The sequence below is a fragment of the Streptomyces ficellus genome (assembly GCF_030406405.1).
Classification (GTDB): Bacteria; Actinomycetota; Actinomycetes; order Streptomycetales; family Streptomycetaceae; genus Streptomyces; species Streptomyces ficellus_B.
The window spans coordinates 66,890-91,761 of record NZ_JAUEPL010000011.1 but is presented as its reverse complement, the minus strand read 5'-3'; the positions used below and the strand labels follow the sequence as shown (position 1 = coordinate 91,761).

At 67.4% G+C, this 24,872-nt stretch carries 26 protein-coding genes and 1 tRNA gene; 17 read left to right on the top strand and 10 right to left on the bottom strand.

The window, feature by feature from the left end:
* Positions 1–37: 37 nt before the first annotated feature.
* Positions 38–958: an ATP-dependent DNA ligase gene (locus tag QWM81_RS10775; protein WP_290111570.1), complete on the bottom strand. Its 921-nt coding sequence runs from the start codon at positions 956–958 to the stop codon at positions 38–40.
* The gene (gene ligD / locus QWM81_RS10770; RefSeq protein ID WP_290111568.1) at positions 955–1,839 is read right to left on the bottom strand and encodes a non-homologous end-joining DNA ligase; all 885 of its coding nucleotides are present in this window, start codon (positions 1,837–1,839) and stop codon (positions 955–957) included. Before ligD ends, QWM81_RS10775 begins: the two co-directional genes overlap by 4 nt.
* 41 nt (positions 1,840–1,880) lie before the next feature.
* Here ligD and ku point away from each other — a divergent pair, with 41 nt between their 5' ends.
* Positions 1,881–2,900, top strand: coding sequence for a non-homologous end joining protein Ku (gene ku / locus QWM81_RS10765; RefSeq protein ID WP_290111566.1), 1,020 nt, complete (start codon positions 1,881–1,883; stop codon positions 2,898–2,900).
* 12 nt (positions 2,901–2,912) lie between these two features.
* Here the strand turns inward: ku and QWM81_RS10760 are convergent, their stop codons facing one another.
* Positions 2,913–3,374 carry a MarR family winged helix-turn-helix transcriptional regulator gene (locus QWM81_RS10760; protein WP_290111565.1) on the bottom strand — a complete coding sequence of 154 codons (462 nt, stop codon included), beginning with the start codon at positions 3,372–3,374 and terminating at the stop codon, positions 2,913–2,915.
* Between the two features lie 116 nt (positions 3,375–3,490).
* Between QWM81_RS10760 and QWM81_RS10755 the strand changes: the two genes are divergently transcribed.
* Complete coding sequence (locus QWM81_RS10755) at positions 3,491–4,294, top strand: dioxygenase family protein (protein WP_290111564.1); 804 nt, start codon at positions 3,491–3,493, stop codon at positions 4,292–4,294.
* Positions 4,295–4,879: 585 nt separating this feature from the next.
* On the opposite strand, the gene QWM81_RS10750 is transcribed toward QWM81_RS10755, so the two are convergent.
* The 4 genes from QWM81_RS10750 to QWM81_RS10735 are packed head-to-tail and all read right to left on the bottom strand — an operon-like array spanning position 4,880 to position 11,622.
* On the bottom strand, positions 4,880–8,038 hold the full coding sequence (locus QWM81_RS10750) for a type I restriction endonuclease subunit R (RefSeq protein ID WP_290111563.1): 3,159 nt from the start codon (positions 8,036–8,038) through the stop codon (positions 4,880–4,882).
* On the bottom strand, positions 8,035–9,252 hold the full coding sequence (locus QWM81_RS10745; protein WP_290111562.1) for a restriction endonuclease subunit S: 1,218 nt from the start codon (positions 9,250–9,252) through the stop codon (positions 8,035–8,037). Before QWM81_RS10745 ends, QWM81_RS10750 begins: the two co-directional genes overlap by 4 nt.
* The gene (locus tag QWM81_RS10740) at positions 9,249–10,049 is read right to left on the bottom strand and encodes a hypothetical protein (protein WP_290111561.1); all 801 of its coding nucleotides are present in this window, start codon (positions 10,047–10,049) and stop codon (positions 9,249–9,251) included. Before QWM81_RS10740 ends, QWM81_RS10745 begins: the two co-directional genes overlap by 4 nt.
* Positions 10,042–11,622, bottom strand: coding sequence for a type I restriction-modification system subunit M (locus QWM81_RS10735; protein ID WP_290111560.1), 1,581 nt, complete (start codon positions 11,620–11,622; stop codon positions 10,042–10,044). Before QWM81_RS10735 ends, QWM81_RS10740 begins: the two co-directional genes overlap by 8 nt.
* Positions 11,623–12,258: 636 nt before the next feature.
* Between QWM81_RS10735 and QWM81_RS10730 the strand changes: the two genes are divergently transcribed.
* A complete protein-coding gene (locus QWM81_RS10730; RefSeq protein ID WP_290111559.1) occupies positions 12,259–12,810 on the top strand; it encodes an HD domain-containing protein in 552 nt (183 codons plus the stop codon).
* Here QWM81_RS10730 and QWM81_RS10725 read toward each other — a convergent pair.
* Complete coding sequence (locus QWM81_RS10725; RefSeq protein ID WP_290111558.1) at positions 12,807–13,277, bottom strand: NUDIX hydrolase; 471 nt, start codon at positions 13,275–13,277, stop codon at positions 12,807–12,809. The genes QWM81_RS10730 and QWM81_RS10725 overlap by 4 nt on opposite strands.
* Before the next feature lie 47 nt (positions 13,278–13,324).
* Positions 13,325–14,056, bottom strand: a complete 732-nt coding sequence (locus tag QWM81_RS10720) for an XRE family transcriptional regulator (RefSeq protein ID WP_290111557.1) — start codon at positions 14,054–14,056, stop codon at positions 13,325–13,327.
* A gap of 157 nt (positions 14,057–14,213) precedes the next feature.
* On the opposite strand from QWM81_RS10720, the gene QWM81_RS10715 reads away from it, so the two are divergent.
* The 11 genes from QWM81_RS10715 to QWM81_RS10665 all read left to right on the top strand — a co-directional run bounded on the left by QWM81_RS10715 (position 14,214) and on the right by QWM81_RS10665 (position 20,980).
* The gene (locus tag QWM81_RS10715) at positions 14,214–14,570 is read left to right on the top strand and encodes an SCO3933 family regulatory protein (protein WP_290111556.1); all 357 of its coding nucleotides are present in this window, start codon (positions 14,214–14,216) and stop codon (positions 14,568–14,570) included.
* A gap of 1 nt (position 14,571) precedes the next feature.
* The gene (locus QWM81_RS10710; protein WP_290111555.1) at positions 14,572–15,927 is read left to right on the top strand and encodes an FtsK/SpoIIIE domain-containing protein; all 1,356 of its coding nucleotides are present in this window, start codon (positions 14,572–14,574) and stop codon (positions 15,925–15,927) included.
* Positions 15,928–15,946: 19 nt separating this feature from the next.
* Positions 15,947–16,153 (top strand): hypothetical protein, encoded by a 207-nt coding sequence (locus tag QWM81_RS10705; RefSeq protein ID WP_290111554.1) that lies wholly within the window; start codon positions 15,947–15,949, stop codon positions 16,151–16,153.
* A gap of 2 nt (positions 16,154–16,155) precedes the next feature.
* On the top strand, positions 16,156–16,353 hold the full coding sequence (locus QWM81_RS10700) for a hypothetical protein (protein ID WP_290111553.1): 198 nt from the start codon (positions 16,156–16,158) through the stop codon (positions 16,351–16,353).
* 21 nt (positions 16,354–16,374) lie between these two features.
* On the top strand, positions 16,375–17,052 hold the full coding sequence (locus QWM81_RS10695; protein WP_290111552.1) for a DUF2637 domain-containing protein: 678 nt from the start codon (positions 16,375–16,377) through the stop codon (positions 17,050–17,052).
* Positions 17,053–17,073: 21 nt separating this feature from the next.
* The gene (locus QWM81_RS10690) at positions 17,074–17,265 is read left to right on the top strand and encodes a mobile element transfer protein (RefSeq protein WP_189414978.1); all 192 of its coding nucleotides are present in this window, start codon (positions 17,074–17,076) and stop codon (positions 17,263–17,265) included.
* Between the two features lie 187 nt (positions 17,266–17,452).
* Complete coding sequence (locus QWM81_RS10685) at positions 17,453–17,770, top strand: SpdD-like protein (RefSeq protein ID WP_290111551.1); 318 nt, start codon at positions 17,453–17,455, stop codon at positions 17,768–17,770.
* Between the two features lie 92 nt (positions 17,771–17,862).
* Positions 17,863–18,042, top strand: coding sequence for a hypothetical protein (locus QWM81_RS10680; RefSeq protein WP_290111611.1), 180 nt, complete (start codon positions 17,863–17,865; stop codon positions 18,040–18,042).
* A gap of 4 nt (positions 18,043–18,046) precedes the next feature.
* On the top strand, positions 18,047–19,423 hold the full coding sequence (gene repSA / locus QWM81_RS10675) for a replication initiator protein RepSA (protein WP_290111550.1): 1,377 nt from the start codon (positions 18,047–18,049) through the stop codon (positions 19,421–19,423).
* Between the two features lie 16 nt (positions 19,424–19,439).
* Entirely contained in the window at positions 19,440–19,610 is a 171-nt protein-coding gene (locus QWM81_RS10670) for a helix-turn-helix transcriptional regulator (RefSeq protein WP_290111609.1), read from the top strand.
* Complete coding sequence (locus tag QWM81_RS10665; protein WP_290111549.1) at positions 19,607–20,980, top strand: tyrosine-type recombinase/integrase; 1,374 nt, start codon at positions 19,607–19,609, stop codon at positions 20,978–20,980. Before QWM81_RS10670 ends, QWM81_RS10665 begins: the two co-directional genes overlap by 4 nt.
* Before the next feature lie 215 nt (positions 20,981–21,195).
* Here the strand turns inward: QWM81_RS10665 and QWM81_RS10660 are convergent.
* Positions 21,196–21,267: transfer RNA gene (locus tag QWM81_RS10660), tRNA-Arg, on the bottom strand.
* Positions 21,268–21,371: 104 nt separating this feature from the next.
* On the opposite strand from QWM81_RS10660, the gene QWM81_RS10655 reads away from it, so the two are divergent.
* From QWM81_RS10655 to lysA, 3 genes are all read left to right on the top strand, one after another.
* Positions 21,372–21,860: a response regulator gene (locus tag QWM81_RS10655; protein ID WP_290111548.1), complete on the top strand. Its 489-nt coding sequence runs from the start codon at positions 21,372–21,374 to the stop codon at positions 21,858–21,860.
* A gap of 491 nt (positions 21,861–22,351) precedes the next feature.
* Positions 22,352–23,437, top strand: coding sequence for an ArgS-related anticodon-binding protein NrtL (gene nrtL / locus QWM81_RS10650; RefSeq protein WP_290111547.1), 1,086 nt, complete (start codon positions 22,352–22,354; stop codon positions 23,435–23,437).
* 15 nt (positions 23,438–23,452) lie between these two features.
* Positions 23,453–24,844, top strand: coding sequence for a diaminopimelate decarboxylase (gene lysA / locus QWM81_RS10645; RefSeq protein WP_290111546.1), 1,392 nt, complete (start codon positions 23,453–23,455; stop codon positions 24,842–24,844).
* Positions 24,845–24,872 lie beyond the last annotated feature (28 nt).

The following is a 24,872-nucleotide window of genomic DNA, read 5'->3' as shown; positions in this document are numbered from 1 at the left end:
GCGGTTCGCCCACGACCGGGCCCGGCGGTTCGCCGCGTCAGCTCGTGTCTTTCAGGCGCAGAACGGTCGTCACCGTGTGGCGCGTCGTGCCCGTCTCGACCTCCGCCATCAGCCGCGGCGGCACGGAGCGGTAGGGCACCTCCCCGATGCCCACCGCCATCGCCGTACCCGGCTCCCCGGGCGCCAGGTCCCGGAGCGCGGCGCCCGCGCGGGCGCGCAGCGCGGCCGGCAGCGGGCTGGAGACGACCGGGGTGTCGTCGTCCGGCAGCACCAGGACCAGCGAGGCCGGGCGCTCCTGGGCGCCGGTGAACCCGACGACCACCGCGTCCCACGTGTCGGTGTGCCGCAGCTTGCGCCACGCGCGCCTGCCCGCCTTGTACGGCTGGTCCAGCCGCTTGACGACCAGGCCCTCGACGCCGATCGCGGGCAGCGTCTCGTACCAGGCCGCGGCCACCTCGGGGTCGGTCGTCATGGGCACGGCCTGGATCGGCGGGCCGAGCCCCGCGAGCAGCTCCACCAGCCGCTCGCGCCGCGCCGTGTACCGCAGGGGCCGCAGGTCGGCGCCGTCCGCCGCGAGGACGTCGAAGGCGGCGTACGAGGCGGGCAGCCGCCGCGCGAGCGCGGGCGCCCGTCCGGGCGTGGCGAAGGCCCGGCCCTGTACGGCGGCGAAGTCGATCCGGCCGTCCCGCCAGACGACGACCTCGCCGTCCAGCACCGTCCCGTCCGGCAACTCCCGTGCGGCGGCGGCCAGATCGGGGAACGCGGCCGTCACGATCCGCCCGGAACGGGCCTGGAGCACCACACCCCCGCCCTCCCGGTCCTCCCGGTCCCCCCGCCCCTCACGGAAGACCACCATCCGGTGGCCGTCGAACTTGGGTTCGTACGCCAGGCCCGGCTCACGCGGCAGCGCGTCCACCGTCTCGGCGAGCGCCACCTTCAGCGGCGGTCTCAGCCTCATGGCAGCCGCCCCGCCTGATCCGGGTCCAGCAGGGGCGCGAGGAGGTCCCCGTGATCCTGGAGGCGCGGGGCCATGTCCGCCATGAGGAAGGCCAGCTGCGCGGGGCTCCCGCAGGACTCCACCTCCTCCCAGGTCACGGGCGCCGAGACGGCCGGCTCGCGGCGGGCGCGCAGCGTGTAGGGGGCGGCCGTCGTCTTGGCGGCGTTGTTCTGGCTGTGGTCCACGAACACCTTGCCGGGGCGCAGCGCCTTGGTCATCCGGTGCACGACCAGCGCCGACAGGTCCGCCTCCGCCTCGACGGCGAGCTGCTTGGCGTACGCCTGGACCTGCTCAGAGGGCGCCGGCTCCAGCGGGACGTAGAGGTGCAGGCCCTTGGCACCGGACGTCTTGGCGTACGCGTCGAGCCCGTCCTCCGCGAGCCGCTCCCGCAGCCAGACCGCGACGTGGCAGCACTCCACGACGGTGGCGGGCGGGCCCGGGTCGAGGTCGAAGACCAGGCGGTCGGCGACGGCCGGGTCGTCGGCCAGCCACTGCGGGGTGTGGAACTCCACGACCAGGTTCGCCGCCCACATCAGGGACGGGAGGTCCTGGACGACCACCTGGCGGGCGTTGGTGTCGTCCGACCGGGGGACGGGGACGGTTTTCACCCAGGAGGGGGTTCCGGGAGGCGGGTTCTTGGTGAAGAAGAGCTGGCCGTCCGGGCCGTCCGGGTAGCGCAGGAACGACAGGGGGCGGCCCCTGAGGTGGGGCAGGAGGCAGTCGGCGACGGTGGCGTAGTAGTGCAGGATCTCGCCCTTGGTGGTCCCGGTGGCGGGATGGATGACCTTCTCCAGGTTGCTGAGCGCCAGGCGCCGCCCCTCCACCTCCGTGATCGGCGTCATACGATGAGAATCCCATGAATCGGTACGAAAGGGATGAACCGGTGCGATCCATATGGAATGGCGCAATCTCGTTCGGTCTGGTCAGCATCCCTATCAAGCTGGTGAACGCCACCGAGAACAGGTCCATCTCCTTCCGCCAGATCCACACCCGGGACGGCGGCCGCATCCGCTACCGCAAGGTCTGCGAGCTGGACGGCGAGGAGGTGCCGTCCGAGGAGATCGGCAAGGCGTACGAAGAGGCCGACGGCGCCATGATCCCGATCACCGACGAGGACCTCGCCCAGCTGCCGCTGCCCACCGCCAAGACGATCGAGATCGTCTCCTTCGTACCGGCGTCGCAGATCGACCCGCTCCAGATGGACGCGGCGTACTACCTGGCGGCGAACGGTGTGCCGGCCGCGAAGCCGTACACCCTGCTGCGGGAGGCGCTCAAGCGCAGCGAACGGGTGGCCATCGCCAAGTTCGCGCTGCGCGGGCGGGAGCGGCTGGGGATGCTGCGGGTGGTCGAGGACGTGATCGCGATGCACGGGCTGCTGTGGCCGGACGAGATCCGCCGCCCGGAGGGGGTCGCGCCGGATACGCCGGTGACGGTACGGGATGCCGAACTCGACCTGGCGGACGCCCTGATGGACACCCTCGGGGAGGTCGACATCAGCACCCTCCACGACGACTACCGCGAGGCGGTCGAGCGGATGATCGCCGCCAAGGCGGAGGGTGCCGAGGTGCCGTCGGCGAAGGAGGAGCGGCCGGCCGGTCAGGTCATCGACCTGATGGCCGCGCTGGAGAGCAGCGTGCGCGCGGCCCGGGAGGCCCGCGGCGAGGGCGAGGCGGAGGCGTCGGTCCACGAACTGCCGGCCCGCAAGAAGGCGGCCCCGGCCGCGCCGAAGCAGGGCGGCGCGAAGAAGTCCACCGCGAAGTCTGCGGCCGCCAAGAAGACCGCCGAGGCCCCGGCCCGCAAGTCGACCGCGAAGAAGGCGGCGGGCGGCAAGGCGGCGGAGAAGAAGACAACGGCGAAGAAGTCCCCCGCCAAGAAGGCCACCCCCCGCAAACGCGCCTCCTGACCCTTCTGTCGGTCAGGGCTGACCGAGCATGCGACGGCTCGCCGCCCCCAGCCCGTCGGCGACCGCGGTGAGCTGGTCGGGGGTGAGGACGTCGATGAGCAGCTCGCGGACGAGGGCGACGTGCCCGGGCGCGGCCTGCTCCAGCACGCGCTGTCCGGCGTCGGTGAGGCAGGCGTACACCGCGCGCACGTCATTGGCGCAGGAGCGGCGGTGTACGAGTCCCGCCTTCTCCAGCTGGGTGATCTGATAGGTCAGACCGCTCTTGGAGTTGTACAGCGCGTCGGCGAGCTCGGTCATGCGCAGCTCGCGGTCGGGGGCGGCGCTGAGCCGGACGAGGATCTCGTACTGGAGGTGCGAGATCCCCGCGCCCTCCTTCAGCTGCTGGTCCAGGCGCCGGTTCAGGAGCGCTCCGGCAGCCATGAAGGCGTGCCAGGCCCGCGTCTCTTCCTCGTTCAGCCATGCCGGTCGACCCATGGCTCCCACGGTACCGGCCTTGTTCAAATTCAAACCAGGAGCTACCGTGGAACTAACTAGTCCAACGTTCAACATATGTCCCCGCCGCCACCCGCCGCCCCGGAGGGCACCCCGACATGACCCACACGCCCCCGCCCCCGCCGCCGACCCCGACCGGCCGGATGCCCGCGCTCTACCTGTCGCACGGCGCACCGCCGCTGGCCGACGACCCCGTCTGGCCCGGCGAGCTCGCCGCCTGGTCCGCCGCCCTGCCCCGCCCCACGGCGATCCTGATCGTCTCCGCCCACTGGGAGGAGGCCCCCCTGGCGATCGGCGCCACCGAGACCGTGCCGCTCCACTACGACTTCTGGGGCTTCCCGGAGCGCTACTACCAGGTGACGTACGAGTCCCCCGGCGCGCCGCAACTCGCCGAGAACGTACGCGCGTTGCTGCGCACCCCCGGCATGCCGGTCCAGGACGTCCCCGACCGCGGCCTGGACCACGGCGCCTACGTCCCGCTGAAGGAGATGTACCCGGACGCCGGCATCCCCGTCCTCCAGATCTCCATGCCCACCCTGGACCCGCAGAAGCTGATGGACATCGGCCGCCATCTCGCCCCTCTCCGCGACGAGGGCGTCCTGATCATCGGCAGCGGCTTCTTCACCCACAACCTGCGCGCCATGGACCTGGGCAACAACGTCTCCTCGGTGATGGCCGAATTCGACGACTGGGGCCGCCGCGCCCTCGAAGCCCAAGACCTGGACGCCCTCCTGGACTTCCAGCACAAGGCCCCCGCCGCCCACCTCGCCCACCCCCGCACGGAACACTTCGCCCCGCTCTTCGTCACCCTCGGCGCGGGCCACGACGAACTGACCGCTCAGCACACGGTCATCGACGGCTTCTGGGTAGGCCTCTCCAAACGCTCCCTCCAGATCGGCTGACACCCTCGCGGACTTCCTGGCGCCGCCCCCAGAGGCATCCCCACGTCGGCCCGCCGCGCTCCTCCCTCCCCGCCCGGAGCGGCGGCAGGCAACGACAAAGAGCCGGACCCAGTCACGACTGGATCCGGCTCTCGAAGTCTGGCACTTCCACAGGCCAGCGGACGATTCACGCTGTTCCGGCTTCTGTGCCCCCGGCAGGGACTCGAACCTGCGCACACGGCTCCGGAGGGACCTTGCCCGGCAAGAGAACCCGCAGGTCGCGGGCCTGTTGCAGGCAAGTGAGGTGATCCTCGTCCACGGATAGTCCACAGCTGGAAAGCGTGCCCTTAAAGGTAGCGTTCCGGGAACGTGAAAGAGCCAAGCCGCAATGCAGTCATGTCGAGTCGAGGACCGCCTGAGCAGCCGTCGAGTCAGGGCCGTGAGCCCTATTCCTACGTCAAAAAAACTTGACTCACATCGAAGTCGAGGATGTGATCCGCAAACGTTCTCGCTAGGTCGGCGCGCTCAAGCGCGTCGTCTTCAGGCTTTTCAATCGGGTTGTCGCTAACGAACGTCATGGCAGCAACCCTTCTGAGAAAGTAGCGGTCACTCGCCACCTCCCGCGCTCAGCCCAAAGTATCGCTCGAAGAACTCAATCAAGCGGGCTATAACGCGCTGCTTCTTCTCGCCGTGGCCTCCGGCTGCCGAGAAGCGGGAGGCTGGCGGCAGAATCCTGGTGATAGCCGTCCCAGCGACGGGGATGGCGCCGTCGCGGAAGGCCTGGTCGATGAAGCGCTTCGTCTGTTCGGGCTTCAGACGTTCGTCGCTGATGATCGCGTCAAGCTCGGCGGTGCGCTGGGCGTCCACATAAGCGCGCCACTCTTCATCAATCTCACCGCTGGCCGACACGCGGTCAACGAAGTCCATGATGAGGTCCCTCTTGTTGCGCAGCGTCGGACTGGAGTCGACGGAACGCTGGATGTCCATACGGACATCCAGCTCCTTGTGGGAGCCGTTGCCGCGCGCCTCACGCCACTTGGCGACGAGCATGAGGATATAGTCGACGTTGATCGCGACCTGCTTGATCAGCTCGATCTCGAAGACCACATCGTCGTTTATCGCCTCCCTCTCGGCCTCGCTGTCCTTGCGGAAATCGGCGTAGAAGTTCAGGTAGATGCTGCGGTAGTCCTGCATCTGGCGTTCGGTGAGGATCTCGTTGCCCGCGAAGTCGTCAAACGACGTCAGGATGTTCTGCAGCCGCAGGATGGCGCCGAGTAGGGCGATGAACTCCTTCTGCGCTGCCTCGCCGACGATCTGCTCACTCAGCGGGAACTTCTCCAGCAACTCGTTGGCGCGCTCGCTGTACTCGCCGTAGTACTCGGCGTACGGCTTGAGCAGTACGATGCCGCGCGCGTCCTTGTTGCCGAACAGGGCGATGGCGTCGTTGGTCTCTTCCTCGAGGTCGCGGAAGGACACAATGTTGCCGTAGGTCTTCACCGAGTTCAGGATGCGGTTGGTGCGCGAGTAGGCCTGGAGGAGGCCGTGGTTGACCAGCCGCTTGTCCACGAACAGCGTGTTGAGGGTGGTGGCGTCGAAGCCGGTCAGGAACATGTTGACCACGATCACCAGGTCGATTTCGCGGTTCTTCAGCCGCAGCGACAAGTCCTTGTAGTAGTTCTGGAACTTATCTGCGCTGGTGTCGTAGCTGGTGCCGAACAACGCATTGTAGTCCTTGATCGCCTCTTCGAGGAAGTCGCGCGAAGGCTGGTCGAGCGAGCTGGTCTCGAAGCCCTCTTCGTCGAGGTAGTCGTCGCTCACGTCCTCGTTCGCGGCGTAGGAGAAGATCGTGGCGACCTTCAGCCGGCGGTCGGGGACGAGCGCGGCCTGCTGCTTCTTGAACTCCAGGTAGTAGCGCTTGGCAGCGTCGATCGAGGCAGTGGCGAAGATGGCGTTAAAGCCCTTCACGCGGCTGGCTTGCTTCAGCTCGGCCACCTTGTTGCGGCTGCCGATCACGTCGGCGACGTTGGCCACCACCGAGTAATCGTAGCCGTGGGAGCGCTTGGTCTTCTGGTCGAAGTGCTTCAGCGTGTAGGCCACCACCTGCCGCAGCCGCTCGGCGTCGAGCAGTGCACGCTCGGTGTCGATGGCCGACACCTGCTTGTCCGTCAGCCCCTCGGGCAGCTTGATGGTGTTGACGTAGTCGATGCGGAATGGCAAGACATTCTTGTCGTTGATGGCATCCACAATCGTGTAGGTGTGGATCGCCATCTGGTGATCCTGCGGTGGGCAGTTCCTCGGATCGCCGTGCAGGTAGCAGCCAAAGGCCTGCGGCGTGGTGCGCAGGTTCGGATTGCTGCCACTGCCGGAGTTGATGGCGAAGATTGGTGTGCCGGTGAAGCCGAAGATGTTGTAGCGCTTGAACGACCTGGTGATGGCCGTGTGCATGTCGCCGAACTGCGAGCGGTGACACTCATCGAAGATCAAGACCACGTGGCCGTCGTAGATTGCGTGATCCTTGTTGGCGTTGATGAACGTGCTGAGCTTCTGGATCGTTGTGATGATGATCCGCGCGCCCGGGTCTTCCAGCTGCCGCTTCAGCACCGCCGTCGAGGTGTTAGAGTTGGCCGCTCCCTTCTCGAAGCGGTCGTACTCGCGCATCGTCTGGTAGTCCAGATCCTTGCGGTCGACCACGAACAGCACTTTATCTACGTCCGCCAGGCGAGAGGCGAGCTGGGCGGTCTTGAACGAGGTCAGTGTCTTGCCCGAGCCAGTCGTGTGCCACACATACCCGCCGGCTGCTACCGAACCGAGCTCCTTGTAGTTGGTCGAAATCTCGACCTTCTGGATGACCCGCTCGGTCGCCACGATCTGGTACGGCCGCATCACCAGCAGCATCCGGTCGGCCGTCAGCACGCAGTACTTCGTCAGCACGTTCAGTAGCGAGTGCTTGGCGAAGAACGTCTTGGTGAAGCTAGTCAGGTCTTGGATCGGCCGATTGGTGGCATCCGCCCACCACGAGGTGAACTCGAACGAGTTCGATGTCTTATTCGCCTTCTTCGATGACGCCTGCTCCGACAGGTGTTGGCGCCGGGTGGTGTTGCTGTAGTACTTCGTCAGCGTACCGTTGCTGATCACGAACAACTGTACGTACTCGAACAGCCCCGAGCCCGCCCAGAAGCTGTCGCGCTGGTAGCGGTCAATCTGGTTGAACGCCTCGCGGATGTCCACCCCGCGCCGCTTCAGCTCGATGTGTACCAGCGGCAGGCCGTTCACCAACACCGTCACGTCGTAGCGGTTGGCATGCGCCACGCCACCCTGGCCAGCACCAATCTCGTACTGGTTGATCACCTGCAGGCAGTTGTTGTGGACGTTCTTCTTGTCGATGAGCGAGATGTTCTTGGCGGTGCCGTCGTCGCGCCGGAGAACCTGGATGTAGTCCTCCTGAATGCGCACCGTCTTCTCCACGATGCCCTCGTGCACTCCAGCGATCTTCTCGCTGAAGAACGACTCCCACTCGGTGTCACTGAAGGTAATGCCGTTCAGCGCCTCCAGCTGCGTGCGCAGGTTCGCGACCAGCTGTGTTTCCGACGTGATGGGCAGATACTCGTAGGCCTGCGACTGCAGCAGACCGATAAACTCTCGCTCTAGGTCAGCCTCGGATTGGTGGGAGGTCGCGGCGGCTTCGTCGGCGATGAACTCAGCGACGACCGTGCTCTCGGAACTGACGGCGATCGGCTCGTAGCGCTTCGATGACAACCCGCTCATACCACTGCCTTCTCGAAGGTCAGCAGCTTGTCACGGTAGTACTCGTACTGGGTGCGGCGAGCGTTCCGCTCGGCGGGGAGGCTGCTGCTCAGGTCGTTCATGAGGGCATCGAAGCTGTCAAGGACATTTACGATTCGTCGTTGTTCCGGAATAGACGGAATGGAAATAGGCCAGCTCGCCATGTTTGCAATCGGAATGCGGTCAACGGTTCCACCGCTCACAGTCTTGGTTCGAATGAGCGACTGAAGCTCCGGACCCAGGTAGGCCAGCGTCAGGAATCGTGGATCAACCTCGGACTCTTTTGGGCGCAGAAGCCCCATTCGTCGCCCAAGCGCTGCCGGCTCGTCTCGATCCCAATATGCCGCTTGTCCGAGTCTGGTCTCGTACGAGAACATCGTGTCACCCAATCTAGGCGCGACTCTACGAACCCAGGTTTCATATTGGTCTTCGCCAATGTGCGCAGATGACGCCAGATTGAAACGACCGTTCTCAAGTGACGAGATGCTGAGGTACCACGGACCCGTCGCAGTCTTCCGTGGAGTCGCATGTGGACCGTCGAAGACTTCCGCAATCTGACCTAGAGTGGTTCGTCGCCAGCTAGTGCGAGGAGTCAGGAGCGCGTTCCAGTAGTACGAATGTTGAACTTGCCGAGCTTCCAGCTCCGCTTCCAACTCCGCTTCCAGCTCCGCTTCCAGTGCCCTAAATGAGTCAAGTACACGAACAATCTCGTGCTGCACTTCAACAGGCGGGATCGGGACTACGTATTTCAAGATCGCCGGCTTACTTCCGCGCGGCATCTTTGCACCCTTTGCGTGCTGCATGTTGTATGCAAAGAAGGTGTCGGACGATAGAACGTAGTACAGGAACTCAGGGGTTAGGGCGCGGCGTTCGTCCTCACGAATTCGAATCGCCAGGACATCACCGCTGCAGCCCCCGGCGTTCGTCGCCAGCCAGACCTTCTTGAGATACGGGCGAATGTTCCCAAGTAGGACGTCGCCAGGCGCGTATGCAGTGAGGCGGTCAGTATTCGGTTCATAGTTCGCATCCGTCTTGCCTCCCTTATCAGGAAGGAGGTTGTCGACGCCGACGAAGTTCGTCTTATCAAGCTCTTTTGCGTCCACCCGTGTGTCGCTGTAGCTCGCAACTTGGTGGAGCTCGACGTGCCTGACTCCACTCGGAGCAAACTGAGAGATCAACTCATCAATCCGACTCATGACGCGTCACCTGCAATCTCGTCAATGTCATCGGCGCCCCATCCGAGCTCATCGATAGCCTTAGCGAACACGTTGTCGCGGTTGACTTCTTCGACCACCCCGAGCACGAGCTGAAGACATGGCTTGAACTTCTTCAGCGCTTCCTCTTCGGTTGAGTTTCCATGGATGATTTCGCTCAGCTCACCAAACAACTTGTAGCCGTTACTGGAAAAGCGTTGCGGAATGATGCGCCGTTCCTCATTCACTCGCTCGAGGAGGTCTCTAAATGGAATTCGTCCGTTCTTCTTTCCCGTGGTGGGGATCCCTGCAATCTCGGCGACCTCGTACGTGATCGATTCAAGAATCCAGCGCAGATAGACCATCGCGCCAGCGCCAAGCTCGGCGTCATACGCTATTTGGGCGCGCCTCACCAGATCGCCGAACTGACCCGGAGCCTCGCCTATGCGCTCGGCACGGTCGCGCAGGTTCTCGGTATACCGCTCGATTCGAACTTCTGGGGCGAACCCAGAAATGTTTTCAGTGCTAGCAACCAGGAACCACGTTTCCACCGATGACTGACAAGCTGTGCACCTCAGTGTGGCGTCGATACTAACCGTGTGTTCGTCAAGCCCCAGACAGTAGAGCTCGTCACCAGATTCGAAGGTGCGCTGGTCGTCGCATATCTTGCAATGGAAGTTGTGGAATACCTTGCCGACTTTGATCTTCTTGTGCTTTCCCCACTTCAGCTCACGGTCGTCAAGAAAACCTTCAACTCTTCTTGCTGTGCGCTCTGGAGCCTTTGAGAGGAGGTCAGACAAGCGCATTTCCCCCCGCTTCCAGGTCGGCCACAATCGCATCAATCTGCGTGCGCAGCTCCGTCTGGCGCTTCACGATGCCCGCGATTCGCTCGTTCAGCTCGATGATGTCGATGGCCTCGGTGGTGTCTTCCTCCTCGACGTACGACGACACGGTGAGGTTGTAGCCGTTTGTTGCGATGTCGTCGTTCGGGACGAGCTTGGTGAAGTGGTCGGCATCCTCGCGAGCAGTGAAGGCGTTAAGGATCTTCTGCTGGTGCTCGGGCAGGAGCTTGTTCTTGTTGCCCAGGCGCTTGAACTCAGCCGAAGCGTCGATGAACAGGACAGAGTTGTCTTTCTTCGACTTCTTCAGGATGAGGACGCAGGTGGAGATGGTGGTTCCGAAGAACAGGTCGGGCGGCAGCTCGATGACCGTGTCGACGTAGTTGTTGTCCACCAGGTACTTGCGGATCTTCTGCTCTGCTCCGCCGCGGTAGAGCGCGCCGGGGAACTGGACGATGGCCGCCGTGCCGTTGACAGCCAGCCACGACAGCATGTGCATGGTGAAGGCGAGGTCGGCCTTGCTCTTCGGCGCGAGCACGCCGGCCGGCGAGTAACGCGGGTCGTTGATCAGTAGCGGATTGGCAGCGCCGTCCCACTTGATGGAGTACGGCGGATTGCTGACGATCGCCTCGAACGGCTCGTCGTCCCAGTGCTGCGGATCGGTGAGCGTGTCACCGTGCGCCAGCTCGAACTTCTCGTAGTTGATGTCGTGCAAGAACATGTTAATGCGCGCCAGGTTGTAGGTGGTCAGGTTGATCTCCTGACCGAAGAAGCCCTGGCGGACGTTGTCCTTGCCCAGCACCTTGGCGAACTTCAGCAGCAGCGAGCCCGAGCCGACGGCCGGGTCGTACACCTTGTTGACCGACTTCTTGCCCACGACTGTGATACGCGCCAGCAGCTCGCTGACCTCCTGCGGCGTGAAGAACTCACCACCGGACTTGCCCGCGTTGGAGGCGTACATGGTCATCAGGTACTCGTAGGCATCGCCGAACGAGTCGATGGCGTGGTCGTTGAAGTCACCCAGGTTCAGGTCGCCGATAGCGTCGAGCAGCTTCACTAGCTTCTCGTTCCGCTTAGCCACCGTGGGACCGAGCTTGGCACTGTTGACGTCCAGGTCGTCAAACAGACCCTTCAGAGCGTCCTCGCTGTCGGTACCGAGCGCCGAGCCCTCGATGTTCTTGAACACCCGAGCCAGCGTCTCGTTCAGGTTCTCGTCGCCAGCGGCTTGCTTGCGAACGTTCGCGAACAGCTCGCTGGGAAGGATGTAGAAGCCCTTCTCCTCCACCGTGTCCTTGCGGCCGAGCTCGGCGTCGCGATCGCTGAGCTCGGTGTAGTCGAAGTCGCTGTCGCCCGCCTCGCGCTCCAGCTTGTTCAGGTAGGCGGTCAGGTTCTCGCTGATGAAGCGGTAGAACAGCATGCCGAGCACGTAGCTCTTGAAGTCCCAGCCGTCCACGCTGCCGCGCAGGTCGTTGGCGATGCGCCAGATGGTTTTGTGCAGTTCCGCGCGCTGGGCTTCCTTACTCTGAGGCGGCATCAGGAAACACCTCCGACGATGCATCGATCGATCGACGAAGCTCCGCGACAGCTGCTGCTCATACTTACTCTCACTCTGAATTTATTTGAAGAGGTAAAACCAATAGGCGGGTCAGCCGGGCGCTTACATTCCCGTTTTGTCCTGTTTCGTCACATTAAAGGCCTGTCTGATGCTAGATGGTTTCGACCGGAAACCTGCATAATTCTACTGGCAAAGTTCTTCATCCAAACCCTGGATCAGGGGTTTCTTAGCTTCCGGCAACGGAGCCGCAGGGCAGCTGGAAGGTCGGCGTAGCGGCTTTGGGCTGGAGCTGCCTTGGCGCGAGTGATCATGGCCCATAACGCTGGCCCGCGAATCGGGCAGGCTTGTGGACCTGCCCGTTGGTGCCCGATGTTGGGCCATGATCTTCGAGGCTCGCGCCAAGGTGGCTGCCTAAAGCCGTGGAGCCGACCGGCCCCAGCCACCGCGGGTCTCTTCGTCCTTCGTGCCTGCAGTCGCCGGCGCGCCGCAGAGGCGGCGCGTGCCCGCGCCGTGCGCGGGCCTTGATGAAGTAGGGAAAGTCTTACCGCGTCCTGGCTCTGGGGTGATCGCTCTCGGGGTGTCGGCTACGCCCCTCTCTGGGCTACGGTGCGATCTATGCCCTCTGGACTGGACACGCCTCAAGGCGCGGCCGAACTGGCCGAGTCGCTGTTGCCTCCGCTCGGGAACCGCTGGCTGCATACACAGGCGGTGGCTGCTCGCGCGCGCGAAGCTTCCGCGGCCGTGTCCGAAGAAGACCGTGATCTCCTCGTCGCCGCGGCCTGGCTGCATGACATCGGCTACGCCCCGGAGCTGCGGCAGACCGGGTTTCATCCACTCGACGGTGCCCGCCACCTGGAGGCGCTCGGTGCACCGTCCCGCCTCGTGTGCCTCGTCGCCCATCACTCCGGCGCCGTGTACGAGGCAGAGCAGCGCGGATTGACTGCTGAGCTGGAAGCGTATGAGCGGGAGGACTCTCCCGTGCTGGATGCGCTGATCTACGCCGACATGACGACCGGCCCCGCTGGCCAGTCCTTCGACTTCGACCGCCGCATTGACGAGATCTTGGAGCGGTATGAGCCGGGCAGCGAGGTGCACAACGCGATCAGCAAGGCGCGCCCGTATCTGGGTGCCGCTGTTGAACGGACGCGCTCTCGCCTCGGCGGTTAGCCGATGTAGAGATCGGGCCGGCCGCTGAGTCCCCGATCGATCCGCATCCGCATCGACGGGTGGATGTTCAGCTCGTCCAACCGACCGGGGTGAACGAACGCCACCTCCTTGCTCTCGCTGCTCGTACGCAGCTCGCCGCCGATGATGCGGGCCCGGAAGCAGATCGAGAACTGCTGGCGTACCTCACCGTCGTCGTAGGCCATGACGTGGGCCGGGTTGGTGTAGATGCCGACCAGTCCCGTGACCTCGACGTCGAAGCCGGTCTCTTCCTTGGTCTCCCGCACTGCGGCGTCAGGGGCTGACTCGCCCACGTCGACCCCGCCGCCCGGCAGTGCCCACAGGTCGTTGTCCGTCTTGTGGATCAGCAACACTTCCCCGGCATCGTTGAGCGCCACGGCGGTGACCGAGGGGACGATGCTGTTCGCCTTCGGGGCGTTCGGATCGTTGAAGTAGTCGACTCGGGCCATAAGCCAAGCCTTACACGCTCCGCCGGCGGGCGGCGCAGCCCGCCTGCCTACTCGGGCAGCCCGCGCTCCCACGCGTAGTCGAAGCTCCGCATGTAGTGCCGGAAGGTCCGGGCCCCAGGGAGGTAGCGGAAGTGCAGCACCGGGTTCTGCCCTGCTGGAGCTCCGAGTACGTGAGGGTTCACCAGTACGTCGTCATCGAACCGGTAGATCGAGTTGTAGAGGATCGTGTCGTGCAGCCTGATCTCGACACCGGGCGTGGTCATCGCCGGTTGGAGGTACCGCCGGGTGATCCGTGCTCGTGCGGCCAGATCGTCACCGATCCCTTCCTCTTCGCCGCGCTGGTGGACCATCTCCGAGTCCGGGTCGCCGAGCAGGACTCGGATTTGCGCCCCGGCCTTGGCCTTCTCTGCCAGCTGGTCCGGAAGGTCCGGGTGGCTGTCGAAGAGAAACAGCCCCGCGTACACGAGGATGTCGACCTGGTCCTTCGCCTTCTCGATCAGCGATGACCACAGGGGCGCCGGCACCGCTCCTCGATGCGGGTAGTACGTGATCAGCTCGGAAGTGCTGGCGGTTTCGGCCTGCTTCTGTACGGCGGGCCAGATGTAGACTTCATCGACGCCCAGGAAGTTGGCCGCCTTCCAGCGGTGTCCCCGGTGGGGCGTGCGGTCCGTGGTGATCCAGCGCTCCACCGTCTTGGGGTCGACTCCGACGTGCTGAGCCACGGACTGGATGGTCTCGCCCTTCGATGAAATCGCCGCGCGCAGACGCTCGTTCGCCATCACGTGCCCTTCCCTGGGACGCCGTAGGGACGTTTTGACGATAGCTCAGACGTCCCTAAACGTCCATACAGACCGTGATGCGTCCACTACCTCTCGCGGTCTCCTGATCTCACCGCCGAACGGCGGCTTCAACTCCCGTCAGATCAGGAGACAGACGATGCGTCAGATCCCCGTCGACACCTCCGCCGCCACCGTGATGGTCGCTCAGCCCCCGCAGCCCAAGGTGAAGGACCGCCGTACCGGCGAGCGTGCGATGGACGCCGAGACCGGGTCCGCCCTGTCGACCGTCGACGTGATGTTCGCGGCCAATGGTGAGGTCGAGATCCTGTCGGTGACCGTCCCCGAGTCCGGCATCTCGGGTGAGCTGGCCATGGGTACGCCGGTCGCGCTGACGGGCCTGATCGCCCGGCCGTGGGAGAACGAGTTCAACGGCCAGAAGCGGCACGGCATCGCCTTCCGCGCGGTCGCGGTGACCTCCCTCGCCGCCGGCGCCTCGCAGTCGAAGGCGGCCTGACATGACCGGCTTCACTGCCGCCCTGGTGCTGGTCGTCGCCACTGCAGGTCTCCTGCGGTGGCGGCGCCTGGCTTGGTACTGGCTGACCTTCGGAGTCACCCTCGCTCTGCTGCGGGTCCTGGTCTGCTACGGCTCGGTGATGGACGCCTGCGGGCTGACGGTCCCGGCCCCTCGCTGGCGCCTGGCCGTGGCCCGGATGACCAACAGCGCCGTTCCCGGGCCTCGCGCCCCGCGCATTCTGCGCGTGCGGCCGACGCGGACGGGTCTCGTCCTGCGGCTCAAGCTCCGCCCGGGCCAGGACGCCTTCGACGTGGCCGCCTCGTGTGACCGGCTGCGGCACTCCTTCGCCATGTACGGCGTCACCTCCCGTGAGGTCCGTTCCGGCGTGGTAGAGCTGCGGATGACCGGCTACGACGTGCTCAAGCGGGTGCAGATGCCGGGCAAGGTCGACACCCGCCCGATGCGGGTCCCGGTCGCCCTGCGCGAGGACGGAGCCGTGCACTACCGCGACTACCGCGCCGTGCCCCACGGGCTCACCCTCGGCGCCACGGAGTCCGGCAAGTCCGTCTACCAGCGCAACCTGGTGGCCGCGCTGGCTCCGCAACGGGTCGCCTTGGTCGGCATCGACTGCAAGCAAGGGGTTGAGCTGTTCCCGCTGGCCCGTCGGTTCTCCGCGCTGGCCGACAACCAGGACACCGCCGCCGAACTCCTCGACGCGCTCGTGTCCCACATGGAGGACGTCTACCAGCTCATCCGTGCCGAACAGCGGATCACCGCCGATGTGCCGGATGCGGAGATCGCCGCCGACATCTGGTCCCTGCCCGATGATCTGCGTCCGGTGCCGATCGTGGTCCTGGTCGACGAGGTCGCCGAACTCGCCCTCTACGCGACCAAGGACGAGGAGAAACGCCGCGACCGGATCATCACCGCCCTGGCCCGGCTCGCTCAGCTCGGCCGCGCCGCTGGCATCTACCTGGAGATCTGCGGACAGCGCTTCGGCTCCGAACTCGGCAAGGGCATCACCATGCTGCGCGCCCAGCTCACCGGCCGGACCGCGCACCGCGTCAACGACGAGTCCAGCGCGAACATGGCCTTCGGCGACATCGCCCCGGACGCCGTCCTCGCCGCGATCCAGATTCCCACCGACGCCCCCGGCATCGCCATCACCGGCGACTCGTCCGGCGGCTGGGCCCGCATCCGCGCCCCACACACCTCGCTGCGCCAGGCCGTGAACATCTGCAACCGGCACGCAGACCTCACCCCGGACCTGCCCGCCCTCGCTCCGTTCCGCCCCCTGGTCGGCATCCCCGCCCCAGCACCGGCCCCGGCCGTGGAGTCGACCCCGGCCGCTGCCTGACGAAGGGAGAGCACTCGCCATGTGCCCGCGCTCTGAGGACTTCCACCGCACCGTCCTGATGCTCGGCGACCTGGCTCTGTACGCCCACACCGCCGGCGCCGACCAGGACTTCATCGACGCCATCGGCCCGTGCCTGGCTGCGTCGCTGCCCGAGCCCCCGCCCGGCATCTTCCCGCCGGGTTACGACCCCACCGACGGCCCTGAGTACCCCGGCCAGGGGTGGTGACCGTGCCCGCCGCCAAGAAGCCCACCGCCCGCCGCAAGACGGCCCCGGCGAAGCCTGAGCCCGCGAAGTGCCCCGACTGCGACGGCACGGGCGAGACCCGCGAAACCGTCCGCGTCGGCACCCGCAAGGGCCGTGCCACCGACGACCACCAGACCGCCCTGTGCCTGACCTGCTGGGGCACCGGCCAGGCCACCGACTGACCCGGAAAGGAGGACACCGCGATGCGCACCGCCCTTCGCCCGGACGCCGTTCTCGTACAGGCCGTGATCGCCGGTGCCCTGTCCTTCGCCCACCTGCACGACCTTGCCGCCGCTGCCGGACAGGACGGCTGGAAGGCATGGGCCTACCCGATCAGCGTCGACCTGCTTCTGGTCGCCGCCTGGCGCCGACTCCGCACGGACGGTCCGTCCCGGCTGGCCTGGTGCTGGTTCCTGATCGCCCTGGTGGCCTCGCTCGGCGCCAACGTGGCCACCGCCGGGTTCCTCGACCTGGAGAACCCGCCCGCCCTGCTCCGCCTCGGCGTCGCCGGCTGGCCCGCCCTCGCCTTCCTCGGCGGCACCCTGCTCGCCCACGCACCCGGCCACACCCTGGCTCCGCCAGCGCCCGCCGCCCAAGGCCCGGACCCGGCAGTAGAGCGCGAACCGGAGCCCGTGAGCGAGCCGGACCCGGAACCCTCGGCCGTCACACCTCCCGAGGAGACCCCCGCCCTCCCGGTCGCCGAACCGGCCCCGGTCGAGCCGCCGACCGTTCAGGTCCCGGCCGCGCTGGTCGACCACGCCCGCAAGGTCGCCGCCGACCACGAGCAGCGGACCGGATCGCGGATCGACACCGACACCCTTCGCGCTCGCCTCGGCGTCCCGCCGCACATGGCCGACGCCATCGCCGCCCAGCTCACCTGACCTGAGAGGAGATCACCGATCATGCCTGCCCGCGACTTCTTCCACTCCGTGATGCGGATCGGCCCGGTGCAGATCGGCACCCACCGCGACCGCCACGGCCAGACCAAGCACGCGGCCGTGTGCAGCAACGACGGCTGCGGCTGGTCCGCCGACTACACCAGCCAGTCCGCCGCCCAGCTCGCCGCCCGCACCCACCGCTGCAAGGTCCGCTAGGAGGCCGCCGCCATGGATGTCCCGCTCTGGCTCGCCCTGCTGGTCGTCGGAGTCCTCGGCGTCAAGCTCGTCCGCCCGCCCTGGTGGCTGGTCGCCGTGCTCCTCCTCGGCGGCTACCTCCTCGCCGACAGCCTGCTGACCCCCGTCATCGACCTGCGGTCAAGTAACCAGCGAAGGAGAACCGTTCATGTTCCGGCCCAAGCTCCCGACCATGCCCCAGCCCACCGGCACGGTCACCCCGCCCGCCGTCATCGAACCGACCACGATCACGCCGGGAACCCCGACCACGGCGCCGGTCCCCGTCGCCCCGGCACAGTCCCGCCCGGTCGTGCAGCTCACGCCCGGCACCGTGCTGGCCCTCGTCGGCGGCGGCACCGCCGTGGTCCTGGTCGTCGGCGCGGTCCTGGTCTCGATGCTCCTGGCGGTCGCCATCACCGGCGCCTCGGTCGCCGTCTGCGCCGTCGTCCTGCGCTCCCTGCTCACCGCCGACGCCAAGCGCCGCTGACGGCCCCCGGAGCGGCGTCTACCGCCAAGTTTCGACCGCTCCGGGCGCCTTCCCACCTTCCAGATCCACCGGACCCGAAAGGCACGCCCATGATGCCCCAGCACGCCCCGACCGCGCGCATCTGCCGCGACTGCGACGGCTTCGCGACCGTCGCCATCACCACCGGCACCCGCCACCCGGACGGCACCCGCGCCACCCTCCGCGTGGCCTGCCCCACCTGCCGGGGCACCGGCTACACCACCCCCGTCGCCGTCGCCCGGGCCGGGAGGTAAGCACGTGCCCCGCACCGCCACCCCGGCGGGCCTGGACCCGATCACCCTCGGCGATCTGCTGCGGGTGGCCGGGTCCCCCGGCTTCGACCGCTGGCAAGACCAGATCAAGCGCACCGGCGGCTGCGCCGACCCCGTCCACCTGCGCGGCTGGGTCCTCCACAAGGACAAGACCACCGGCGAAACCCTGCACCACTACACCACCGAGCACGCGCCGGGCGGGCGTCTCCGCGTCGCCTGCGGCAACCGCCGAGCCTCCCGCTGCCCCGCCTGCGCCTGGACCTACGCCGGTGACACCTACCACCTGATCCGCGCCGGCCTCGCCGGGGACGACCGCCGGGACATCCCCGCCACCGTCCGCGACCACCCCCGCGTCTTCGCCACGCTCACCGCGCCCTCGTTCGGCCCGGTACACAACCGGCCCGACCGAGGCGTCTGCCGCTGCGGTGTCCGCCACACCCCAGACGCCCCGGAGCTGGGGACCGCCCTCGACCCGGAGACGTACGACTACGCGGGCGCCGTGCTGTTCAACAACCACGCCGGACAACTCTGGCAGCGCTTCACCAACCGGCTCCGCCGCGAGATCGCCGCCCGTGCCGGCCTCACCCAACGGGAACTGCGCGAGTGCGCCCGGCTGTCGTACGGCAAGGTCGCCGAGTTCCAGAAGCGCGGTGCTGTGCACTTCCACGCCGTGGTCCGCCTCGACGGACCCGACGGGCCCGACACTCCGCCCCCGTCCTGGGCCACCGTGGATCTCCTCGCCGCCGCCATCCGCGCAGCCGCGGCCCATTCCTACACCTCGGTCTCGGTCCCGACCGCCGGCGACCAACCGGCCCGGACCTTCCGCTGGGGCCGACAGCTCGACGTACGCGCCGTGAGGGCATTCGGTGACGGCTCGGAGATCACGGAACAGGCCGTTGCCTCGTACGTCGCCAAGTACGCCACCAAGGCCGCCGAGAACACCGGCACCCTGGACCGCCGCATCGGCGAACTAGCGGAACTCGACCGCCACGGCGTTCCCGACCACACCCGCCGCCTGATCACCGCCTGCCGCGACCTTGATCCGCTCTACCCGGACCGCCGACTGTGGGCCTGGGCGCACATGCTCGGCTTCCGCGGCCACTTCTCCAGCAAGTCCCGCCGCTACTCCACCACCCTCGGCGCCCTCCGCCAGGCACGCGCCGACTACCGCGCCGCACAGGAACACGCAGCCCTCGCTCTAGACGACCGCGAGCCGGACACCGTCCTCCTCCTCGCCGACTGGCAGTACGCCGGCCACGGCCACACCCCTGGCGAGTCCGCTCTCGCCGCCACCATCGCCCGCGATCTCCAGCTCAACCGCGAAACCGCCCGCGAAGAACTCGCAGCCCTGAAAGGAACCTGACGTGAAAGACGAGCTGATGACCGTCCCGCAGATCCTTGACGAGCTGGGGGGAGTCTCCCGGCGAACATTCTACCGGTGGCGCGAGCTCGGGCAGGGGCCCGTGGCGTTCAAGCTCCCTAATGGTGAGTTGCGAGTGTGGCGCAGCGACTTCCTGACCTGGCTGCGGCAGCTGGAGACCGCCGCGTGAAATCTCTCGATGTAAAGGTCTGGAGCGTCCGTAAGCGGGACACAAAGACTCCGTCCTACGGAGTGCGCTGGTCAGTGGCCGGCAACGTTTTCTCCGAGTCTTTCCGCACGAAGGCGCTCGCCGACCACTACCGCACCAAGCTCATGCGTGCGATGCGCGATGGCGAGGAGTTCGACACGGGGACCGGTCTTCCGGCATCAATGGAGGAGACGAAGTCGGCCGTGTCTTGGTACGCGTTCGCCCTGAGGTACCTCGCAATGAAGTGGCCGCATGCTGCCCCCAACACGCGAGACGGCATCAACGAATCGCTCACCAGCGTGACCATGGAGCTTCTCGGCGAGCGTCCCGGTCGGCCGTCTGACGAGACAATCCGCAAAGCACTCCGGAACTGGGCTTTCGTGTTGCCGGGGCCGAACGACCGCGAAGTCCCGGATGGCGTGCGGGATGTCCTTCATTGGGTGTCCAAGGCGTCTCGACCGCTTGCTGATCTCGCCGAACCTGCCACGGCTCGCGCAGTACTCGACTCCCTGAAACTCAAGCTCGACGGAACAGCCGCGGCAGCGGAAACTGTGCGGCGTAAGCGGCGGACCCTCGTCAACGCTGCGAACTACGCGGTCGATCTGGGGGAGCTGCGGGAGAACCCGATCACGGCCGTTCGTTGGCAGAAACCGAAGGTGTCCAACCAGGTCGATCCGCGGGTGGTTGCCAATCCGGAGCAGGCTCGGAACCTCCTGGCGGCTGTCTCTTACGTCGGCGGGTACCAGCGTGCTCGTGGCCGTCGGCTCGTGGGCATGTTCGCCGCCATGTACTTCGGTGGTCTCCGGCCGGCCGAGGCGGTCGCCCTTGCTGAGACTGATCTGAACCTTCCCGAACTCGGCTGGGGCTCGGTGCTGCTCCACCGCACCCGTCCGTCCGTCGGCAAGCAGTGGACCGATTCAGGGGAGACCCATGACGACCGCGGGTTGAAGAACCGACCGAGTGAGGACGTTCGGCGAGTCCCCATCCCGCCGCACCTCGTCGCCGTGCTCCGCGAGCATCTGGCCACCTTCGGCACCGCGGACGACGGGCGACTGTTCTTCACAGAGAAGGGTGCTGTCGTCCCGTCCTCGACCTACTACCGCGTGTGGCAGGAGGCTCGGTTCTTCGCGCTTCCGCCGGCCCTCGCTGCCTCACCACTCGCGAGTCGGCCGTACGACCTTCGGCACTCGGCACTGTCGACGTGGCTCAACGCGGGCGTCGACCCCACAGAGGTGGCCGAGCGCGCCGGCAACAGCGTTGAGGTCCTGCTCAGCCGCTACGCGAAATGTCTCGACGGGCGACAGGAGGTCGCCAACCGGCGCATCGAGGATCTGCTTCGCGAGTACGACTGACACTCACCTGACCGTGTGCGAGGCCCCTGGCATCCTGTCCAGGGGCCTCGTCATTTTCGGTGGCTCACCTGCGACAACGCTTCAAGATCCCGTCCACGCCTCGTCCACAGGCCCCGACATACAGCCGCTCCGGGCGGCATCCGCCTGCACATACGCGAAGACCCCGGCCTCAGCGTTTCCGCTGGTGACGGGGTCTCTGGGCACCTCATGCTGGGTGCCCCCGGCAGGATTCGAACCTGCGCACACGGCTCCGGAGGCCGTTGCTCTATCCCCTGAGCTACGGGGGCGTGCGCCGCGTTCGGCGGCGACGGGTAGAACCCTACCAGCTCCCGGGCGGTGGCTGTGAACAGCTATTTCGGGGGTCGCGGACCCGTCGTGTCGCCCGTGTGGGGTGGAAGTGGGGAAAACCCGGACGCAGGGCCTCGGCGCGACCTACTCTCGAGTTGTGTCAGGCGTGTCCGGCCGGGTGCTCGTCGTGGACGACAACAGGGTCATCCGGCAGCTGATCAGGGTCAATCTCGAGCTGGAGGGCTTCGAGGTCGTGACCGCGGCCGACGGTGCCGAGTGTCTGGACGTCGTTCATCATGTCTGCCCCGACGTGGTCACCCTCGATGTCGTCATGCCCCGCCTCGACGGGCTCCAGACCGCCGAGCGGTTGCGGGAGGATCCAAGGACCAGACACCTGCCCGTGGCGATCGTCAGCGCGTGCACGCAGTACGAGGTGGACAGCGGCCTCGCTGCCGGGATCGACGCGTTCCTGGCCAAGCCCTTCGAGCCGGCCGAGCTCGTGCGGCTCGTGCGGGAGTTGATGCACCGCGAGAGCCCGCCCCCGCTCGACGACACCCGCGGCGCCGGCCGAGCCGGAACCCCGTCGGGTTGACCCCGGACCGCCGGCCGCCTGGGCTTGCGGTCCACCCGGGCGGCAGCCTCGGCGCGGCGCTCCTTTGGGACGCTCGTCCACTCGGGCGCTAGCCCTGGAGATGGGCGGCCCACGGCTCGGGCGGCCCACGGGGCGGCACCCCCCCCCCGGCACGGCGGCCCACAGCGCCGCAGCCGCCAGGGTGGCACCCACCGGCGCGGCGGCCCCCCGGCACGGCGGCCCACAGCGCCGCAGCCGCCAGGGTGGCGGTCCCCCGGTGCGGGCGGTCCGCGGGGTGGTAGTCCCCGGCGCGGCCGCCCCCGCAGGCGCCAGCCAATTCGGCACGGCGGCCCACAGCGCGGCAGCCCCCCCCAGCGCGGCAGCCACCCGGCGCCCCAGCCGCCCCGGGCCCCAGCCATCCGACCCCAGCCCCCCGCCCCCCCAACCCCCCCCGCCGCCCGCATTGCGAAACCGGTTCCGCTCATGGAGGCGTCCTCCCATACGCTTGTGCCGTGACCCCCGCAGATCTTTCGCTGACCGTGCTGCACGCCGTGCGCCGTGCGGTCGGTGAGGGTGCGCTGCGGGAGGTAGACGTGCCGGGGGGCGTCAAGGTCGAGCGGCCTCGGGGTGGCGGGAGCGGGGACTACGCGACGAACGCGGCGCTTCAGCTGGCCGGGCCCGCCGCGCTGCCGGCCCGCCGGGTCGCCGAGATTCTGCGGGAGCGGCTCGCCGGGGCTGCCGGGATCGAGCGCGTGGAGATCACCGGGCCCGGGTTCCTGAACTTCACCCTGCGGCGCGACAGCCACGCCCAGATGGTCAGCCGTGTGCTCGGCCGGCGGCACCGCTACGGCCACGGCCGCTCCCTGGCCGGGCAGGTCCTCCAGTACCACCACCGCACCGAGGTGCGGGCCGCCGTCGTGGCCCAGACCGTCGCCAGGCTCCAGGCCGCGCAGGGCGCCTCCGTGCGTACCGGCTGCGACGCCGTCGACCCCCGCTGGGCCGCCCTCGGCGTGACCGTCGACGCCGAGGGCATGCCCCCGGGCCCGCTGCCCGTGGTGGTCGCGCCCGCACCCGTCACCTACGACGTGTACCGCCTCGGCCGTGACGCCGCCCGCTGGGCGCTCCTGCGGCCGGCCGCTCACGACCGGGCGCTCGGGCCGGACGGGCTGCTCGACCAGACCGAGGCCAACGGCCTGTTCACCGTGCGGTACGCACACGCCCGCGCGCGGGCCCTGCTGCGCAATGGCGCGCAGCTCGGCATCACGCCCGCGTACGAAGAGCAGGCAGAGGATCCCGCGTACCAAGAGCATGGAGAGGATTACGGGGAGGATACCGACGCGCTCCGTCTCCTCGCCGCCCTCGGCGACCACCCCGCCGTACTCGAAGCCGCCGCACGCCACCGCGCCCCCGACCGGGTCGCCCGGCATCTGGAGGCCACCGCCGACGCGTTCCTCGGGTTCCAGCACACCGTGCTGCCCCTCGGGGACGAGAAACCCTCGGCCGCCCACCGCTCCCGGCTCGCCCTCGCCGAGGCCGCCGGGACGGTGCTGGCCGGCGGCCTGGCCCTGCTCGGCATCAGCGCCCCTGACTACTTGTGACCTTGTGAGAGAGACATGAGCCGTTCCGCACACCCCGCCGGGCCCCGTCACGCCGATGTCCTGCCCGAGGGCCACTACACCGCCCCACCCGCCGACCTCAACCACCTCGACGAGAAGGTGTGGGCCCGGACCGTCAGCCGGAACGAGGACGGCGTCCTCACCATCGGCGGTCTGACCGCCACCGCGCTCGCCGAGGAGTTCGGCACCCCCGCCTACTTCCTCGACGAGGCCGACTTCCGCGCCCGCTGCCGGGCCTGGGCCGAGGCGTTCGGCAAGGACGCGGACGTGTTCTACGCCGGGAAGGCCTTCCTCAGCCGCGCCGTCGTGCGGTGGCTGAAGGAGGAGGGGCTCAATCTCGACGTGTGCTCCGGGGGAGAGCTGATCACCGCCCTCGACGCCGGGATGCCCGCCGACCGGATCGCCTTCCACGGGAACAACAAGTCCGTGGCGGAGATCCACCAGGCCGTGGAAGCGGGCGTCGGGCGCATCGTCCTCGACTCCTTCCAGGAGATCGCCCGCGTCGCGCATATCGCCCAGTCCCTCGGGAAGCGGCAGAAGGTCCAGATCCGCGTCACCGTCGGCGTCGAGGCCCACACCCACGAGTTCATCGCCACCGCGCACGAAGACCAGAAGTTCGGGCTCGCGCTCGCCGGGGGGCAGGCCGCCGAGGCCGTGCGGCGGGCGCTCAAGCTGGACGGGCTGGAGCTCATCGGCATCCACTCCCACATCGGGTCGCAGATCTTCGACACCTCCGGCTTCGAGGTGGCCGCCCACCGCGTCATCGGCCTGCTCAAGCAGATCCGCGACGAGCACGGTGTGGAGCTGCCCGAGATCGACCTCGGCGGCGGCCTCGGCATCGCGTACACCTCCGACGACGACCCGCGCGAACCGTACGAGATCGCCAAGGCGCTCACCGAGATCGTGCACCGGGAGTGCGAGGCGGCCGGGCTGAGCATGCCGCGCATCTCCGTCGAGCCCGGGCGCGCCATCGTCGGGCCCACCGCCTTCACGCTCTACGAGGTGGGCACCATCAAGCCGCTCGAGGGGCTGCGTACGTATGTGAGTGTCGACGGCGGCATGTCGGACAACATCCGCACCGCCCTGTACGACGCCGAGTACACCGTCGCCCTGGTGTCCAGGACGAGCGACGCCGAGCCGATGCTCAGCCGCGTCGTCGGCAAGCACTGCGAGAGCGGGGACATCGTGGTCAAGGACGCGTTCCTGCCGGCCGACCTGGCGCCGGGTGACCTCCTCGCCGTACCCGCCACCGGGGCGTACTGCCGCTCCATGGCGAGCAACTACAACCACGCACTCCGCCCGCCGGTCGTCGCGGTCCGCGACGGCGAAGCGCGCGTGATCGTCCGGCGCGAGACAGAGGAAGATCTTCTGCGTCTTGATGTCGGTTAATGAAATAGATGTCTCATAATCCGGACGG

Coding starts and splice junctions, on each gene's coding strand:
- QWM81_RS10685 (WP_290111551.1), top strand. CDS start 17,453: ATGTTCCGGCCCAAGCTCCCGACCATGCCCCAGCCCACCGGCACGGTC.
- QWM81_RS10760 (WP_290111565.1), bottom strand. CDS start 3,374: ATGGGTCGACCGGCATGGCTGAACGAGGAAGAGACGCGGGCCTGGCAC.
- QWM81_RS10680 (WP_290111611.1), top strand. CDS start 17,863: ATGCCCCAGCACGCCCCGACCGCGCGCATCTGCCGCGACTGCGACGGC.
- QWM81_RS10725 (WP_290111558.1), bottom strand. CDS start 13,277: ATGGCCCGAGTCGACTACTTCAACGATCCGAACGCCCCGAAGGCGAAC.
- QWM81_RS10720 (WP_290111557.1), bottom strand. CDS start 14,056: ATGGCGAACGAGCGTCTGCGCGCGGCGATTTCATCGAAGGGCGAGACC.
- QWM81_RS10705 (WP_290111554.1), top strand. CDS start 15,947: ATGTGCCCGCGCTCTGAGGACTTCCACCGCACCGTCCTGATGCTCGGC.
- QWM81_RS10735 (WP_290111560.1), bottom strand. CDS start 11,622: ATGCCGCCTCAGAGTAAGGAAGCCCAGCGCGCGGAACTGCACAAAACC.
- QWM81_RS10715 (WP_290111556.1), top strand. CDS start 14,214: ATGCGTCAGATCCCCGTCGACACCTCCGCCGCCACCGTGATGGTCGCT.
- QWM81_RS10755 (WP_290111564.1), top strand. CDS start 3,491: ATGACCCACACGCCCCCGCCCCCGCCGCCGACCCCGACCGGCCGGATG.
- QWM81_RS10690 (WP_189414978.1), top strand. CDS start 17,074: ATGCCTGCCCGCGACTTCTTCCACTCCGTGATGCGGATCGGCCCGGTG.
- QWM81_RS10710 (WP_290111555.1), top strand. CDS start 14,572: ATGACCGGCTTCACTGCCGCCCTGGTGCTGGTCGTCGCCACTGCAGGT.
- QWM81_RS10775 (WP_290111570.1), bottom strand. CDS start 958: ATGAGGCTGAGACCGCCGCTGAAGGTGGCGCTCGCCGAGACGGTGGAC.
- QWM81_RS10730 (WP_290111559.1), top strand. CDS start 12,259: ATGCCCTCTGGACTGGACACGCCTCAAGGCGCGGCCGAACTGGCCGAG.
- QWM81_RS10695 (WP_290111552.1), top strand. CDS start 16,375: ATGCGCACCGCCCTTCGCCCGGACGCCGTTCTCGTACAGGCCGTGATC.
- QWM81_RS10670 (WP_290111609.1), top strand. CDS start 19,440: ATGACCGTCCCGCAGATCCTTGACGAGCTGGGGGGAGTCTCCCGGCGA.
- ligD (WP_290111568.1), bottom strand. CDS start 1,839: ATGACGCCGATCACGGAGGTGGAGGGGCGGCGCCTGGCGCTCAGCAAC.
- lysA (WP_290111546.1), top strand. CDS start 23,453: ATGAGCCGTTCCGCACACCCCGCCGGGCCCCGTCACGCCGATGTCCTG.
- QWM81_RS10750 (WP_290111563.1), bottom strand. CDS start 8,038: ATGAGCGGGTTGTCATCGAAGCGCTACGAGCCGATCGCCGTCAGTTCC.
- QWM81_RS10745 (WP_290111562.1), bottom strand. CDS start 9,252: ATGAGTCGGATTGATGAGTTGATCTCTCAGTTTGCTCCGAGTGGAGTC.